Source organism: Sphingomonas rustica, from assembly GCF_039652585.1.
Taxonomy (GTDB): domain Bacteria; phylum Pseudomonadota; class Alphaproteobacteria; order Sphingomonadales; family Sphingomonadaceae; genus Sphingomonas; species Sphingomonas rustica.
In genome coordinates, this window is the sequence record NZ_JBDIZK010000007.1 from 92,688 (window position 1) to 107,996 (window position 15,309).

Below are 15,309 nucleotides of genomic sequence, written 5' to 3' on the forward strand. Positions count from 1 at the left end.
GAGTGGGCATGAAAGCGCTAATCGTAGGCAGCAAGGGCCAGCTGGGGCGTGGGCTCGCTGCGACGGCGCCCGCGGGTTACGAGATCGTCGGCCATGACATCGACACGCTCGACATCACCAATCGCGATGCGGTGGAGGCGTTGGTCGTCGCGGAAAAGCCCGATCTGCTGTTCAACGCCGCCGCTTATACCGCGGTCGATCTGGCCGAGAGCAATGAGGAAGCGGCACTGGCCGTGAACGGCACCGCGGTGGGTATTCTTGCCGACGCGGCGCGCGGTGTCGGATCGCGCTTTGTTCATATTTCGACCGATTTCGTCTTCGATGGCCGGGCCGGCAGCCCTTATGCGCCGGATGCGCAGACCAATCCGCTCGGCGCCTATGGCCGGACCAAGCTGGCGGGCGAGCGGGCCGCGGGCGCGGGCGCGCTGATCGTCCGGACCGCCTGGGTCTATGCGCCAGCGGGCGGAAATTTCGTGCGCACGATGCTGCGCCTGATGGCTGAGCGTCCCGAAGTACGCGTCGTTGCAGACCAGATTGGGTCGCCCACCTATGCGCCCGGTCTTGCTGCGGCGCTCTGGACTATGGCTTGCAAGAGCGTGATCGGCATTCACCATTATACCGACGCAGGGGCCTGCAGCTGGTATGACTTTGCCGTCGCGATCCAGGAGGAGGGCCTGGCCGCGGGGCTGCTGAACCAGGCCGTGCCGATCATCCCCATCAACAGCGGTGACTATCCGACTCCGGCTCGCAGGCCGCATTATTCCGTCCTCGACAAAACATCGACGTTCGCACACCTCGGCGGCCCGGCGCCGCACTGGCGCGCAAACCTGAGAGTGATGATGGCCGAGATCGTGGCCAATGGCTAATCTACTCGTGACTGTCGGCGCTGGCCTCGTCGACACACTGTGCAGATCTTGAAACTTTGGGGATGGGGGCCGGCGATGGGCTCATGGTGCAAAATTGCTTGAAAAGCATCTTGTCATTCTGGGCATCCGCGGCGTGCCTGCGGCTCATGGCGGCTTCGAGAGCTTCGCCGAACGTCTGGTGCCGTGGATGGTGCAAGCAGGCTGGCGCGTGACGGTGTACTGCCAAGGCAGCGACACCGGCAAACGCTATGAAGACAGCTGGGAAGGTTGCCGTCGGGTCCATATCCCGGTGAAGACCGAAGGCTCCCTGGGCACGATCGAGTTCGACATCAAATCGACCATCGCCGCGGTGAAGGAAAACGGCGTGTTGCTCACGCTCGGGTACAACACCGGGTTTCTCTCGGGTTATGCGCGACTTCGCGGGAAACTCAACCTCATCAACATGGATGGCATTGAGTGGCGCCGAGCAAAATACTCCAAAATCCAGCAAATCTACTTATGGATCAATGAGCGTATCGCGGCTGCATCCGGCAATGTCCTGATCGCCGATCATCCCGAAATCGCGCGTCACCATTCTACCCATGCCGCTCCCGCCAAGATCTCGATGATCCCTTATGGCAGCGACAGGATCGAAACTGCCGATGAAGACCTGCTCGCTCGATTCGGCATCGAGCGCGACAAATTCTTCACCGTGATTGCCCGGCCGGAACCCGAAAATTCCATCCTGGAGATCGTACGGGCTTTCTCGCGACGCCGCCGCGGCGCGAAGCTGGTGGTGCTGGGAAACTTCAGCAAGGAACATTCCTACCAGAACACGGTCATCTCCGCGGCGAGTGACGAAGTCATCTTCCCCGGCGCGATCTACGACAAGCCGACGCTGCACGCACTACGATTGTTCAGCACTGCCTATGTCCACGGCCACCAGGTAGGCGGCACCAATCCCTCGCTGGTGGAGGCGCTCGGTGCGGGCAACGCGGTTATCGCGCACGACAATCTCTTTAACCGTTGGGTGGCGGGCGATGCCGGCCTTTTCTTTTCCAGCGAAGACGAGTGTGAAGCGCAAATAGGGGCACTGCTCGACTCGCCTTCTCTGCGCGACCGATTGCGCGCAAGCGCCTATCAGCGCTGGGAAGCTGAGTTTACGTGGCCAAAGGTCCTGGCTGAGTATGAGCGGGTTATTGAACGCTGCCTGTAGAAATCGTCGTGAAGTGGGATTCTTAAGTCGGGATCGGTGAGGATATCTGAGGTCCTTGGTTGCTATGACTGCAATCATTGAAATGTGCAGGCTAGTCCAAGAGGTCGGAGATATCCGAAGATGATTTCCAGATTTCGCCGTGCAAAGGAGCTTAGGCTCGGTATTCGCGCTCAGCTTCTGGTGAGCCAAGCGCTCGGCCAGATCATGCCGATTGCAGCCATTCCGTTTCTGACCCGCCTGCTCAATCCGGAACAGATGGGGCATTATCAGGTCGCGCTTTCGATCGCATTGGTCGCGCTTCCGTTCGCACTCTTTCAGGCGGATGTCTTTGTACCCGTCGCACGCGACGCAGACGAAGTCCGTTTGCTGGAGCGCCGGGCGGTGCTGACCACGTTGATAGTTGGTTCGATCGCCACATCCGTGGCAGCGCTTCTGCCGAACGGAGGTGGTTTGGAGGCAGCTGTCACGACTGCATTGCTACTTGCCATTATGTCCCTTATCTCCGTGACCAACGCGGTACTCATTCGCAAGAATGATATGCCCAAACTTGTTCACCGCAACATCGCGGGCGGTGCCTTTGTGGCAATTAGCCAGACAATTTTCGCCATGCTCCATCCGACGTCGATTTCGCTTGGTCTGGGAATGTTTGTCGGCAGAGCATTTTGCCAAGCCTTGCTAAGATCGGGAAAGGCCTGTGCTCCCCACCCGAACATTGCCGATGTGCCCAAGGACTTGTGGAGAGTTTTGAGTGGCGCCAGTGCAAACGCACTGGGCACCTTCGCGTCTCAGATGCCCATGTTATTAGTCGCGCCAGTTTATGGGGCCGCGGCCGCTGGGTATCTCGGCCTTGGGCAGAGAGTCGTGGGCGCCCCGACTGCCCTGATCGGCCAAGGGGTTAACCAGATTATCGTGGCGGATGCATCTGCAATAATTCGCGGTGGAGAGGCCAAACTCTGGCCGGGCCTTCGCCGGCAGATTATCATGCTGATATCCTTATCTCTCGCCGCTGCCCTGGCAATCGCGGTCATTATCCCGCCACTCACTTCCTGGATTTTTGGTGCACCGTGGGCGCCTGCAGGCGATTACATGAGGATACTGGCGCTTCCCATGTGCTTGCAGCTTGTTGCCATCCCTATGGCACCGCTAATGGTGATGCTCGGGATGCAACAAGCAATGCTGGCTATACAAATCGGCAGGATTTTCTGCACGGTTGGCTGCATTCTCGCTGCAGCCCATTTTGCGCTTGGAATGCCCCTGACCGTCACCCTGATTTCCGCCGTATGGTCGTTGGCTTATGTTGTGACGATCGGGCTGACGATCACGGGCATGCGAAAGTATGACCGGTTAGAGAGAGCGTCGTGAAGACGGCATGCGAACCGCGGTGGCTGTTCAAATTCGGCAAAAATCTTCCGTACAAATTTGATATGGAAAAATAAACAATGAATTCTGATGAAAGTAGTGTCAACCGCCCCTTGATTAGTGTGGTAATTCCGACGATGGGGCGGCCATCTCTGTTTCGCGCCGTGGATTCCGTGCTTGCGCAGGAGGGAGTCGACATAGAAATCATTGCTGTCGTTAACAATACTGAAGACCTGCCTCATTTTGATGATCCTAGAGTCAGGATAGTCGACGCAAGAAAGGCGCCTGGGCAGGGGCCTGCGCGGCAGATTGGCGCGGAAAACGCAAGTAGCGCTATCATTGCCCTGTTGGATGACGATGATTTCTGGCATCCGAGAAAATGTATAGAGCAAATCCAAGATTTAGAAAAGTTTGCACCGATAAATAGCGATAACTGGATCGCTGCAACTGGTGTCACTCTTCACTATCCTGGCGGGCGCCAAGCCTTGCGTCCGCGGATCCATGAAAAACCTATCGTTACCGAGAATCCAAGTGAATATCTATTCTTGCGTAGGTCTTTGCGTAGAACGGATAACTTTATTCAATCATCAACGTTGATGTTCCCAAGGCGAATGGCCATGCTCGTGCCATTTGATACGCTTCCGGAAGTGTGCACTGATTGGGGGTGGGTCATAGCAACAAATCGAGCCACCGAGTGCCAGATCATCATTGGCGCAGGGCATCGCACTCATTATGATATCTCCGGTCCCGGTGGAGTATCAAAGACCAATCGCACGCGGAAAATTCTTGCTTGGGCAGACCATATGTTATCCCACAGCTCTCGACGGGTAATGGGGGATTTCTGCGCAACCACTCCGATGCAAGTTACTGCGCACTTCGGTGATGTCAAAGGCGCTCTGGCGGTACTCAGGCATGCCTACACTAAAGGAAGACCAGGCCTGCCCGCGACACTGATGGCCTGCCGCAGCTTTCTTATTTGCCTAACGAATTACGTCAAGAACAGAAAGTAATATGTTATTTAACATAGAATGATCCACCATGCTTAATACAAACAAACAAAATGGTGCTGCGTTCGGCCTTCTATGGACGACGCCGATCGTGCTGATTTTTCTTGCGGGGGGATTCCTGCAGTATGTCGGCATATTGTCTCAGACGCAAACTAACTGGCTCTCTCTACTCTTTCTCAGCCACGTATTTGTAAGGAGTTCGAGTTTAGCCCAAATCAAATATGAAATTCTACTCTTCATATTTTTAATATTTGTGGCATTGGACACTTTGAATCACCGTTTGCCGATCTCCTACACAGCTACATATTTCTATTATATAGCTTGCACCATTATTGCCGCAATCGCTGGGCGCGTATACGCTTCGAGAGTAGCGTCCTTGGTTAGCACAAGATCCTTTTTCAGAATTGCGAAAATATTTCTACCGATCGAATTGGCTTTTGTGATTTTCCAGAGGCTGTTCACGGACGTGTTTATTAGTTACTCACGAGCACCAATTGGTAGAATTGATGCAATTTTTGGAACTTTCTATCTTCAGTCAGACGCAGCGTTGGCGGCGGTCTGCGAGCTTCTAACAATAGCGAGCTTCCTGCTAAGTTCAAGAAGAAGTGATAGGATCATTATTTCTTCGTTGTCTCTTGCTATTATTCTACTGGGAAACTCAAACGCTGCGAAAATCGCATTCATGCTGATTATGGCGCTTTTGCTAGCGAATAATATTTATAGGTCGCTTTATGGCAATCGTTATCAATTAACTTTGATATTAGTGGCTGTGACCTCGCCCCTAATTCTTCTTATGTATTCCCCTCTGTCAACATTAATTAGCGACTTTCTCGCGCAAGCGATGGATGAATATTACCACAAGGAAGCGTGGGGGACCGCGTCAAGATTCTCTCCCATTGGACAGATGTTCGCCGAGGGAGTTAATATTTTTGGACGGGGCGCTTTGACGTATTATAATCCAATTACGAAAGAATGGCTTTATAATGCGGGATTCAGCACGATATACAGTTTGTATGTTGATTTTGGATTGGTTGGTCTTGTCCTTTACATGTCGTATCAATTTATTCTGATAATTAGGTTTACAAGAAGCTACTTACAGTTTGCTATTTTCGCCTGTGTTTTTCTGTCATTTGTGACACTCAATTTTGCGCTCACTGATTTGACGTTCGTCTTCTCCTTCAATGCAATTCTGTACCTAACGTATCTACGCGGTAGAACGATTTCTACAGCACGATATAAGCCCTCCGGCATTGCTCCAGGGCGCCAAACGAACGATCGGAATTGAACGTGGCATGTTGTGTCGACTCCCGTCTACATATAAGTTGCTTACTGCTTTTCTAAAATCCGTATGTCGATACCAATGTCTTGGCGAGCATACGGGCTACGATGCGAGTTAACTTCCGGATCTAAGGGGCCGTGACAGTGAACAAGATTTCAGAAGTCAGCGTCGTGTGTGCAAACTATAATAATGCGCCATATTTGGATGATTTCTTTACGGCGTTTGAGGTGTCAACGCTGTCCCCAAAAGAGCTGATATTCGTCGATGACGGTTCAACGGACGATTCATTGGTCATAGCCCGTAGGTTTGCCGGCCGGCTTCCCTATCTGGAGATTGTTCCGCTGGAGTGTAACCAGGGATTTGGCAACGCGCTTAATGCAGGGATTGAACGAGCGACGGGTCAGTTTATTATGCGCATTGACCCCGATGACATTATGCTGCCGGATCGGATCGAGGTGCAGCACGAGTTGCTCGCTTCGGGACGATGCGACGTTGTCGGCTCCAACGCGGAAATCTTTCATTCCGATACAGGTAAAGTGCTTGGAACTACCAATTTCCCTCTCACGCATGATGAGATCGATGCAAAGATTCGTGCGGGCGAACATGGCGTGCTGCATCCCACCGTCATGGGACTTACAAAATTCTTCAAATCGGAACCCTATGTTCAGGCGCATGTGCCGGCAGAGGATTATGATGTCTTCGCACGCATGCTCGTAGCGGGCGCACGCTTCGCTAATGTCGACAGGGTGCTAACACGTTATCGCGTTCATCAGAAAAGCGCCTCGAACATCCTTCCGTTCTCGACAATCGAAACGACTTTCATGTTGCGAGATAATATTTTTAATACTCGTACGCCTAGATGGCGGGTTATAGCCTACTTCGTGCACATCAAGTTCTACAGAAGATATCTGTTTGCCAACGAACCGATGCGTAGGATGATTTTCCTTTGTATATCCACCCTTTTCTATCCATCGAAGCTTTGGTCACGTTTGCACCGGGGACTGATCCGCAGCGCCAATAGGCAAAGTGGCCCGGCATAGTCGCTGCAAAAGATCGGATGTGCGCGGTAATAGCGAAGTTGCGCAATAGGGGATGGATGCGCGCGTAAAACCGTGCCGCGCTAGTGTATAAATATAATGATCATATTTTAGTGTACACCTTAGGCACTGTAAGTGCGAATGTGCAGTGAGGCTATCTATATCGTGACGCAGCAGTTGGTCGCAAACTTGTCACAGCCGATGGTGGGGGCGTCGAACCTACTTCAGCGCAGAAAGGGCCGCTTGAGCAATCCGCGCTCGCGGGAGAAGCGCGCTCAACGCCTGTTGCTATCGCGCGGGATGGCCCTGCTGCTTGGCAGCTCGCGAATGCATTCGGCCTCGTAAGCCAGTGCGAAGGTGCGCTGACGAACTCCTCGAGCGCTAAACCGCGACATGTGGTTGTGACACTGCTCTGGGATCAGACACGGCCGGATCAGCTCCCGGCGCTTCGACAATGTCGCCGATTCTGGTCGTAAGCCCGATCTGGTTGATTGAGACAGCGTCCTGTCCCCCTTTCGTTGTCGCTGCTGCGGCGTTTCGATCGGCGCAAGAGGGGGGGTAATCGATCGGCCGGACCTCGCTTTCGCTGCGGAGCTGATGGCGCCCGACATCCCGCTCCGCACAACTGCCTGTCGGCAATCGTTCAGGTGCTTGAAGCAGACGGCGCGCGACCCCGTAGTGCTTGCAAAGACCCCACGTCTCCCCTCCGGCCGAAGCACTCAGGATGCCGTCGATACGCGCCGATCATCGACGCGCGGCTCGCCACGCATTCTTGTCGGGCTGGAGCGCGCTGCTCAACCGCGGCCCGCTGATATCGGCTCATTGATCGCTTGAATTGCAAACGCCTGCATGGTCGAATATCGATCATGCAGGCTGCCGGTCACCAGGATGATGACGCACCGCGGACCATCAGGCATGCTCTTGGGTCGAGCAACCACGAGATGCTGTCGTTCGTTCAGAGCGCCAGAGGCTCATCAACCAGCGTTTCGAAAATCACGAATATGCCATGAACCAATGTCGGACGACCCAATCCCCTTCGTTGGAGCAGGCGCGTGCCAGTGAACGGCCGCTACCAGACATATTGCGTTCAATGGGGTAAATATCGCGTCGGTGCGGGGGGCTCAAGCCCGCAGGTGATTACAAGCTTATATCCCGCTATATGAGATTCGCTCTCAAAAAAGCCGAGCGAGATCGCTATCTGAAATATTGAGTAGGCGTAAAGTCATCATGAGAAGAAGAAGCGTACTATCGTCTTTTTTTCTTGGATACTGTAACTCAGTAATTCCAATCGGACGCGGTGATGTCAGACTATCTGATTTGACGATACCCCCGTCAAAGCCCAATAAAATGATAGAATTTGAAACGATCGGAGGTGTTGGCGACGGAGATCCCACCACCGGCAGCGGGACTGATAACGCCCGAGCATTTGCGCGCGCCGAGGCCATGGCCCAGCAAGGATATGGTATCAAATTTAAGTCAAGAGCGTGTTACAAGACCACTGAACAAATTAACGCACATGACATGTACTGGATAGGAGATACCGTATCCAGGCCAATAATATTTGGTTGGTTTTCTGATAAGGGAAAAAAGATAATTGGGAGATCAAAGGGATATCAGCCACTGTCGGTCTGTGTCATAGGGATAAAATTTCACAGATGCGGTCCGTACGCGGAGCACGGCATAGTAATTGACAATATCAAGAATCTTTACTTCGACATTGCCGTAACTAGTGATCCTGGTGCGCAGGGTGGCGCAATCGGAATATCGCCTTTCTATCCCGAAAATCGCCAGTCTCGTAATTGTTACATAAAGGCGGAAATAACCAACAGTGGCGACTATGGCGTCCAGTTTGGCTCTGTAAATGGTGCTGTTGTCGATGTATCGGCGGTGGATTGTTACAGAGAGGTAATTGGTATTGAGCCGATAGTGAAAGACTCGTTCGAGGTTGGTGAGTCGGATATCGTTGAAAATGCCATCTTTCCTAAGGATGTTCGATTAAGTAACGCACAGCCGATCCTGTATTGTCGGGGTGTCGGGCCGCGCGGCCCGCTGGTCCCTGGCAAGCACTATTTCATTATTGAGAACGAGGACCGAAGTATATCACTTTCGGACAGCCGCTCATCGTCCTTGCAAAGGCGAAAATTGGATTTGTCCGGCGTTGGCGGGTCTCACTACTTCGTGTGCGCCGCGGTCGTTGAAAACGTCTTCGTAAGATCTGCAAATATAGTCGATAATCAATCAAAGAAACCAAGCCTATATGCAAACACGATGGGCTACATCGTTGTGACGGGCAACAGCGGGGGTATTATAGACAATGTCAAATTTGGTGAAGTCTATATTGAGGGAAATCAGATTTTCTCAAAAAGTAGATCTATAGGTCTTTATGTGCAAGGTGTACAAAATCTGACGATTGACAATGTCAAAGTGCGTGGATGCGATGACGGAATAGTTGTTGGCGACGGTTGGTTGAATGGCATGTTTGATCAAAACGGTCGCCCAATCCGCGTCGAGAATGGATATGCCAAATTGCTGTCAAAGAACGTTTTTATCGTTAATCCAGATCTTGTTGATTATCGTAAAAATGGCGTTCTCTTGAGAGGTAGTGGCGGGGCGGTGCTTGGTGGAAGCTTCAGAAGTCGCGTAAGAGATGGGCGGGGATTATCTAGAGAGGTTTTCGATCGGTCCACATCGGCTCCGTGATCATCGAAATAGTTTGCGCATTCCGTGGCGAATAGAGGTCGATGATGCGTCTGATCGGGTTGCAGGGGTCATGGAATGGCGCGCTCTGCAGCTTTGTTCGGGTAGGCATTGAGCTTGGAGAAGGCCTGCTCGCTCGGCTTGAAATCGAGGCTGTAGGGCGGCACCAGATCGCACCCTCGATCACCGAACTCGCGCTCGCGAAGATCCTTCGATAGCGTTCGCAGCATCCAGCCTGGGTCGCAAAATCGACGCCGTGGGAAATCCTCACGAGTCAAAACGCCCGGAAACCGCTCTTGCTCATTCTAGGGGCGAGACGGGGCAGCCCTGCGGCCAATTATGCGCCCCGTCCCGATCATCTCTCTCCGCTCGGTAGCGGCCTCATGCCTTGGCGAGCGTCCCCAACCGCTCGCCCGAATAGCCTTTGCGAAGCGGAGCCCACCAGCCTTCGTTATCGAGGTACCAGCGCACGGTCTTGGCGATGCCGGTGTCGAAATCCTCCTGGGCGCGCCAGCCGATCTCGCCCTCGGTCTTGGTCGCATCGATCGCATAGCGATGATCGTGGCCCGGGCGGTCGGTGACGAAGGTGATCAGGTCGCGGTGCGGATGGCCCTTCGGCGCCATTTCGTCCATCAAGTCGCAGATGCGCTCAACGACCTGGAGGTTGGTTCGCTCGTTGCGCCCCCCGATATTGTACTTCTCGCCGAAGCGGCCCTTTTCCAGCACCATCACCAATGCGCGGGCATGATCCTCGACATACAGCCAGTCGCGGATGTTCGAGCCGTCGCCGTAAACGGGCAGGGGCTTGCCCGCCAATGCGTTGAGGATGACGAGCGGGATCAGCTTTTCGGGGAAGTGATACGGGCCGTAATTGTTCGAACAGTTCGAGATCACGACCGGCAGGCCGTAGGTCCGCTCCCAGGCGCGGACGAGATGGTCCGATGCCGCCTTCGAAGCCGAGTAGGGCGAGGAGGGATCGTAGGGCGTCTCCTCGGTGAACAGGCCGGTCGGGCCGAGCGAGCCATAGACCTCGTCGGTCGAGATGTGCAGCATGCGCAGCGCCCCGGCCTTTTCGGACGAGAGCGTGTCGCGATAGGCGCGCAACGCCTCGAGCATCACCGCGGTGCCCATGATATTGGTTTCGAGGAAAATCGCCGCACCGGTGATCGACCGATCGACATGGCTCTCTGCGGCGAGGTGCATCACGACATCGGGCTGATGTTTCGCAAATATCGCGTCGATCGCGGCACGGTCGCGGATATCGGCCTTTTCAAACCTGTATTTGGGCGATTTGGCGACCGGATCCAGCGAGGAAAGGCTGGCGGCGTAGGTCAGGGCGTCGACATTGACGACGTCATGACCCAGATCCTGGATCAGATGGCGGCACAGCGCCGAGCCGATGAATCCCGCACCGCCGGTTACCAGAACCTTCATCGCTTCAGCCCCCTTGTCCAGCATATCGCTCGAGTCACGCTCGCCGATCCCATGGTCTATGCTGCGTTGCAGCAGCATGTTCAACCTGATGGCTCTTATCAATCGAGATGCGCCGGAGAAAGGCGGAACGAATGCGCCTGATCAAAACAAGGCCTCCGCTCAGCAATTGCCGCGAATCCGTGCGCTTACCCAAGCTCGCGCAACGGCAGAGGGCCATGAAATGCATGCCCTGGGAGACGGATCCTGCATTCAGATGATTGGATGTTCGGTGCTGCGGAGGCAGTTCAAGAAGGGCTTGGGCCTTCCGGGGCCGGCCGTTTTGGAGAAGGGGTTTCCCTGATCCCCTGTTCGGCCGGGTGCAGCGGGCGCAACAGGGCATAGCCGGAGCCTCTGCGCGCGATCCTGCCAGCCACTGATTTTGCCAGTCTGGCAGTCGATCGAGCCAGTTCGCGTGGAGACCCGATGTCGATCTGAAGTGCGCGCGGGCGCGTGCGGCCGACGATGCGCATGCTGTTCTCTGCCGCCAGCATCTCGATGGCGCGGGCCGAGAACAGGTTGAGATGCTCTAGCGGCTGCACTGCCATATAGACGTCGTCGTCGCGGTGACGGCGGCCCCCGGCGAGCATCCGGCCGAAGGGGGACTCGGTCGCCAGGCCCTTGCGGCGCAGCACGTTGGCGGCATTCCGCTGCGGCGGCACCGCGATCTTGAACACGCAGGCGGTCGCCGCCGCCAGCCGGGCGAAGGTTTCGCGCGGATGCGTCAGATGTTCGAACACCTGTTCGGTGTGGACGATGTCGAAGCGCATCGTGTCGATATCGGCGTCATTGATCACCTTAAGCCCGAGCGCGGCCGCGGCAGCGGTTTTTTCCTCTCCGATCTCGGTGACATAGACGGTGGCGCCCATCGCGCGGGCAACGCGCGCCCAGCTGCCGTAGCCGGCGCCGTAATCGAGGAAGGTGACGTTGCCCGCAGGCTTGCCGGTCATGGCGAACAGGATCGCGAGTTCGCCGGCGATCTCGTTGAAGCGGCCGACCGTCAACTGGGCCTGTTCGAACGGATCGAGAAATGCCGCGTCGATCATCCGGGTGTAGATCGCGGCAAGGACCGCGTCGTTCGGCTCCGCCACCTGGTAGATGGTCTGGCACGCCCGGCACAGCGCCAGCACGAAGTCGGTTCCTGCAAGCATCTCCCAGTCGATCGTACCCTGTCGACTGAAGTGGCTGGCGATCAGGTCGCGCACCGGACTTTCGTCCATCGCGCCTGCGAACAGCGTTTCGGTGTCCGTGCCACCGCACACGGGGCAGCCCTCACGCGCCCGGAAATAGTCGTGATTAACGCGCATCGCCCGCCACATAGGGCGAAATGATGATTCTGGCCAACAGCCAAACCAATTGCGTCGGCGCCGAAAACGGCCTTGCCCGCTCCTGGCCGATTTGCGACGTCCGGATCGCAGCGGCTTGCCCCGGCTGTCACGCGCCTTGTCGATTCGGGAGGACCAAGTGATCGGACGTTCAACGCTGGGTGCGATCCGCCGCCGTCTCGGCCGTTACCGGTCGGACGCGATCAGCGCCTTTTCGCCTCCGGGCGCCGTCGATACCGATCTCGCGCCGGGGCATCCCATGCTGAAAAGCCTGGCGGCGACGCGCGCCTATAACGGCGCACGGTCCGCCGAGGCAGGCAAATCGATCCGCGACGCCAATCGTGTTCTCAACTTTCATATCGCGCTGGATCTGGTCGCGAAGCTGCCCGCGGGCGATTATGCCGAGCTGGGCACCTATCGAGGGCTGACCGCGTCGATCATCTGGCCGCGTATGGCCCAGGGCAGCACGCTCTATTGCTTCGATACGTTCGAGGGGTTCGACGAACGCGACCTCGCCGATGACCGGCTCGCCCAGCCGATGGAGCGGGCGGCATTCCGCGACACGAGCCTCGAGATCGTGCGGAAGCAGATCTCGAACGGCAAGGACGAGGGGTTGGCGTTCCGCGTCGGGTTCTTTCCTGAAACCTTTGCCGGGCTGGAGGACAGTCGCTTCCGCCTGGTCCATATCGACATGGATCTCGCCGATCCGATCACCGCGGCCTTGGAAACCTTCTGGCCGCGCATGGTGGATGGCGGGATCATCCTGGTTCATGACTATCGCTCGAAACGCTATCCGATGGCGGCCGAAGCGGTGGACAGTTTCTTCGCCGCGCGCGGGATCGTTGCCTGGCCGCTGAACGACCGGCTGGGCACCGCGATGATCATGCGTCAGCCGGGTATGCCCGGCTGAACGCTGGGCTCGAGCCACCGCAAAAAAATGTTACGTAAGCGAACTAATATTACGATTGTCGTACTTGAATTCAGCGCTCGCATGCTGCAACTGCGAACGCTTCGCTTGCTTTCCCTTTGGACCCATGCCATCAGTTTTCCCGTGCGTAATCGCGCCGGGGGAAGTTCAAGTGCGAATGCTATCGGCGGCCTTTCTGGGCGTGTTCCTGTTAACTACGGCGTGTTTTGGCGGCGATACGGAAGTTCTGTCGTCGGGCGATCGCTATGCTGCCGCGCCGGGAGAGGTCGAGGAGTATCGCCTCGGTGTCGGCGACAAGCTGCGCCTCACCGTCTATAACGAGCCGTCGCTGACCGGTGAATTCTCGGTCGGCGCCAACGGTAACCTGGCGCTGCCGTTGATCGGCGAGGTCCCGGCGGCGGGGCTGACCATTCCCGCCATCGTGGCGAATGCGCAGCAGCGTTACGGTGATGGCTATATCCGCGATCCCAAGGTCAGCGCGGAGGTGATCGCCTACCGCCCCTTCTTCATCCTGGGTGAAGTCCGCGATCCCGGCCAGTATCCCTATACGGTTGGCCTGACTGCGCTGAGCGCGGTAGCCACGTCGCAGGGCTATACGCCGCGCGCGAACCAGCGCGTAATCTCTATCCGGCGCGAGGGTGAGGCCGACGAGAAGACGTATCTCGTGACCCCCAATCTGCGCATCTATCCCGGCGATGTGATCCGCGTCGGGGAACGGTATTTCTGATCGTCGCGCACATGGTGCGGTGATGAAACGGTACGGACCGGCGACATGCCGGACTTGGGGTGCAAAACGGTGAGCAGCGTCTTCCTTCCTGTGCATGGCTAAGTCGCGCGCCTTTTCCGGCGTCTGCGCTACCGGCGCGACGGGTCTGCTGTGTCTGGCGGGCGCGCCGGTTGCCTATGCGCAGATCGGCGAGTCGATGCTGGTGCCGCCGGTAGTTCCGGAGGGCTACAATGCGGGACGTAACGTCAGCGTTCGAGAGCGCCTCAGGCCCGATTTCGATGCGCTGGGCGTCAGGGTCGGATCGTTCGTGATCTTGCCCGAGGTAGAAACCGGCGTCGGCGCGACGTCCAACACCTATCTCTCGACCACCGACGAGGTGGCATCCCCCTTTGCCTATCTCCGGGGCGTGGTTGCGATGCGCTCGAATTGGTCGCGCCATTCGCTCAGGCTCTCCGGAGAGGGGGAGGCCCGCCGCTTCATCGGGCAGTCCGCCCGCAACGAGGATCGGTTGAAGGTATCGGCGATCGGCCAGCTCGATGCGACGACGCACCTCACGGTACAGGGGTCGGTCGCCGGCGATCTCGATTTCGAAAACCCGTTTTCGGGAGAGGCACTTCCGGTTGCGGCGGCGGTGTCCCGCTACCGGCGAATTACCGGGTCGCTGACGGGGCGGTACACGGCAGGGCGCGTTCGCGGCACCTGGATCGTCGATCGCACGAGTCTGAGCTTCCAGCCCCTCGCGCTTCGCAGCGGCAATTTTCGCGACCAGTCGGATCGCGATCGCGGAGTCAGCCGCGCGACCGTGCAATTCGAATATGCGCAGACGCCCAGCCTCGCGTTCATGGGCCAGATCTCCTATTCGCGCACCGGTTTCGAGCGTCCGCTGGCTTCGGGAGCGCCCAATCGTGACTCTAACGGCCTTCGCATCCTGGGCGGTGTCAATTTCGACCTTGCCGGACGCGTGCGCGGTACGATCGGTGTCGGTTATACCCGCAGGAACTATCTGGCGCCGCTTTATCCGGACGCACAGGGCATTTCCGTGGAATCCCGGCTCGAGTTTTTCCTGACCGAGCTCACTACGGTCACCGTGAGCAGCCAGCGCGTGCTGGAGGATTCGCAGATCGGGGGCGATGGATCCTATTGGGACAGTCGATCAACGCTCAGTGTCGATCACGAGCTTCTGAAGAATCTGATTCTGTCCGCGTCGGGACAGGTCGTGAAACAGAATTATGTCGTCAGTTCGCGGAGATCGGAAAGTCTTCGCGTTGCTGCCAGCGCGCGTTACCTTTCGAGCCGTCGCATTGAGGTCAATGGATCGCTCAGCTACGGTGAGCGCACTCTCACCACGAACGCGCCATCGACCGAAATACGTGAGTTAAGAATGCAAGTCGGCGCTAAGCTGAAGCTCTGAAACCTTAT

Annotated in this window: 13 protein-coding genes; 10 read left to right on the forward strand and 3 right to left on the reverse strand. The window is 56.5% G+C overall.

What is annotated here, in order from left to right:
• Nucleotides 1–8 precede the first annotated feature (8 nt).
• The 7 genes from rfbD (at nucleotide 9) to TPR58_RS12870 (ending at nucleotide 9,443) form a co-directional block, all read left to right on the forward strand.
• Nucleotides 9–866: a dTDP-4-dehydrorhamnose reductase gene (gene rfbD, locus TPR58_RS12840; protein WP_346247078.1), complete on the forward strand. Its 858-nt coding sequence runs from the start codon at nucleotides 9–11 to the stop codon at nucleotides 864–866.
• Between the two features lie 94 nt (nucleotides 867–960).
• Nucleotides 961–2,061: a DUF1972 domain-containing protein gene (locus TPR58_RS12845; RefSeq protein ID WP_346247079.1), complete on the forward strand. Its 1,101-nt coding sequence runs from the start codon at nucleotides 961–963 to the stop codon at nucleotides 2,059–2,061.
• Nucleotides 2,062–2,181: 120 nt separating this feature from the next.
• Nucleotides 2,182–3,423, forward strand: a complete 1,242-nt coding sequence (locus TPR58_RS12850; RefSeq protein ID WP_346247080.1) for a lipopolysaccharide biosynthesis protein — start codon at nucleotides 2,182–2,184, stop codon at nucleotides 3,421–3,423.
• Nucleotides 3,424–3,500: 77 nt separating this feature from the next.
• Nucleotides 3,501–4,430 carry a glycosyltransferase family 2 protein gene (locus tag TPR58_RS12855; RefSeq protein WP_346247081.1) on the forward strand — a complete coding sequence of 310 codons (930 nt, stop codon included), beginning with the start codon at nucleotides 3,501–3,503 and terminating at the stop codon, nucleotides 4,428–4,430.
• 28 nt (nucleotides 4,431–4,458) lie between these two features.
• Nucleotides 4,459–5,712, forward strand: coding sequence for a hypothetical protein (locus TPR58_RS12860; protein ID WP_346247082.1), 1,254 nt, complete (start codon nucleotides 4,459–4,461; stop codon nucleotides 5,710–5,712).
• A 137-nt stretch (nucleotides 5,713–5,849) separates the two neighbouring features.
• The gene (locus tag TPR58_RS12865) at nucleotides 5,850–6,746 is read left to right on the forward strand and encodes a glycosyltransferase family 2 protein (RefSeq protein WP_346247083.1); all 897 of its coding nucleotides are present in this window, start codon (nucleotides 5,850–5,852) and stop codon (nucleotides 6,744–6,746) included.
• A gap of 1,344 nt (nucleotides 6,747–8,090) precedes the next feature.
• Entirely contained in the window at nucleotides 8,091–9,443 is a 1,353-nt protein-coding gene (locus TPR58_RS12870) for a hypothetical protein (RefSeq protein ID WP_346247084.1), read from the forward strand.
• A 68-nt stretch (nucleotides 9,444–9,511) separates the two neighbouring features.
• Here the strand turns inward: TPR58_RS12870 and TPR58_RS12875 are convergent, their stop codons facing one another.
• From TPR58_RS12875 to TPR58_RS12885, 3 genes are all read right to left on the reverse strand, one after another.
• Nucleotides 9,512–9,670: a hypothetical protein gene (locus TPR58_RS12875; protein ID WP_346247245.1), complete on the reverse strand. Its 159-nt coding sequence runs from the start codon at nucleotides 9,668–9,670 to the stop codon at nucleotides 9,512–9,514.
• A gap of 151 nt (nucleotides 9,671–9,821) precedes the next feature.
• Nucleotides 9,822–10,874, reverse strand: coding sequence for a dTDP-glucose 4,6-dehydratase (gene rfbB, locus TPR58_RS12880; protein WP_346247085.1), 1,053 nt, complete (start codon nucleotides 10,872–10,874; stop codon nucleotides 9,822–9,824).
• 284 nt (nucleotides 10,875–11,158) lie between these two features.
• On the reverse strand, nucleotides 11,159–12,217 hold the full coding sequence (locus TPR58_RS12885; RefSeq protein ID WP_346247086.1) for a class I SAM-dependent methyltransferase: 1,059 nt from the start codon (nucleotides 12,215–12,217) through the stop codon (nucleotides 11,159–11,161).
• A gap of 157 nt (nucleotides 12,218–12,374) precedes the next feature.
• Here TPR58_RS12885 and TPR58_RS12890 point away from each other — a divergent pair, with 157 nt between their 5' ends.
• The 3 genes from TPR58_RS12890 to TPR58_RS12900 all read left to right on the forward strand — a co-directional run bounded on the left by TPR58_RS12890 (nucleotide 12,375) and on the right by TPR58_RS12900 (nucleotide 15,301).
• Nucleotides 12,375–13,145: a class I SAM-dependent methyltransferase gene (locus TPR58_RS12890; protein ID WP_346247087.1), complete on the forward strand. Its 771-nt coding sequence runs from the start codon at nucleotides 12,375–12,377 to the stop codon at nucleotides 13,143–13,145.
• Nucleotides 13,146–13,320: 175 nt separating this feature from the next.
• Nucleotides 13,321–13,890, forward strand: coding sequence for a polysaccharide biosynthesis/export family protein (locus tag TPR58_RS12895; protein WP_346247240.1), 570 nt, complete (start codon nucleotides 13,321–13,323; stop codon nucleotides 13,888–13,890).
• Nucleotides 13,891–14,086: 196 nt separating this feature from the next.
• Nucleotides 14,087–15,301 (forward strand): outer membrane beta-barrel protein, encoded by a 1,215-nt coding sequence (locus TPR58_RS12900; RefSeq protein ID WP_346247088.1) that lies wholly within the window; start codon nucleotides 14,087–14,089, stop codon nucleotides 15,299–15,301.
• The last annotated feature ends 8 nt before the right edge of the window (nucleotides 15,302–15,309 follow it).

Excerpts from the sequence above, each read along its gene's own strand:
- rfbD (WP_346247078.1), top strand. The coding sequence starts at position 9 with ATGAAAGCGCTAATCGTAGGCAGCAAGGGCCAGCTGGGGCGTGGGCTC.
- TPR58_RS12850 (WP_346247080.1), top strand. The coding sequence starts at position 2,182 with ATGATTTCCAGATTTCGCCGTGCAAAGGAGCTTAGGCTCGGTATTCGC.
- TPR58_RS12855 (WP_346247081.1), top strand. The coding sequence starts at position 3,501 with ATGAATTCTGATGAAAGTAGTGTCAACCGCCCCTTGATTAGTGTGGTA.
- TPR58_RS12860 (WP_346247082.1), top strand. The coding sequence starts at position 4,459 with ATGCTTAATACAAACAAACAAAATGGTGCTGCGTTCGGCCTTCTATGG.
- TPR58_RS12870 (WP_346247084.1), top strand. The coding sequence starts at position 8,091 with ATGATAGAATTTGAAACGATCGGAGGTGTTGGCGACGGAGATCCCACC.
- TPR58_RS12875 (WP_346247245.1), bottom strand. The coding sequence starts at position 9,670 with ATGCTGCGAACGCTATCGAAGGATCTTCGCGAGCGCGAGTTCGGTGAT.
- rfbB (WP_346247085.1), bottom strand. The coding sequence starts at position 10,874 with ATGAAGGTTCTGGTAACCGGCGGTGCGGGATTCATCGGCTCGGCGCTG.
- TPR58_RS12885 (WP_346247086.1), bottom strand. The coding sequence starts at position 12,217 with ATGCGCGTTAATCACGACTATTTCCGGGCGCGTGAGGGCTGCCCCGTG.
- TPR58_RS12895 (WP_346247240.1), top strand. The coding sequence starts at position 13,321 with ATGCTATCGGCGGCCTTTCTGGGCGTGTTCCTGTTAACTACGGCGTGT.
- TPR58_RS12900 (WP_346247088.1), top strand. The coding sequence starts at position 14,087 with ATGCTGGTGCCGCCGGTAGTTCCGGAGGGCTACAATGCGGGACGTAAC.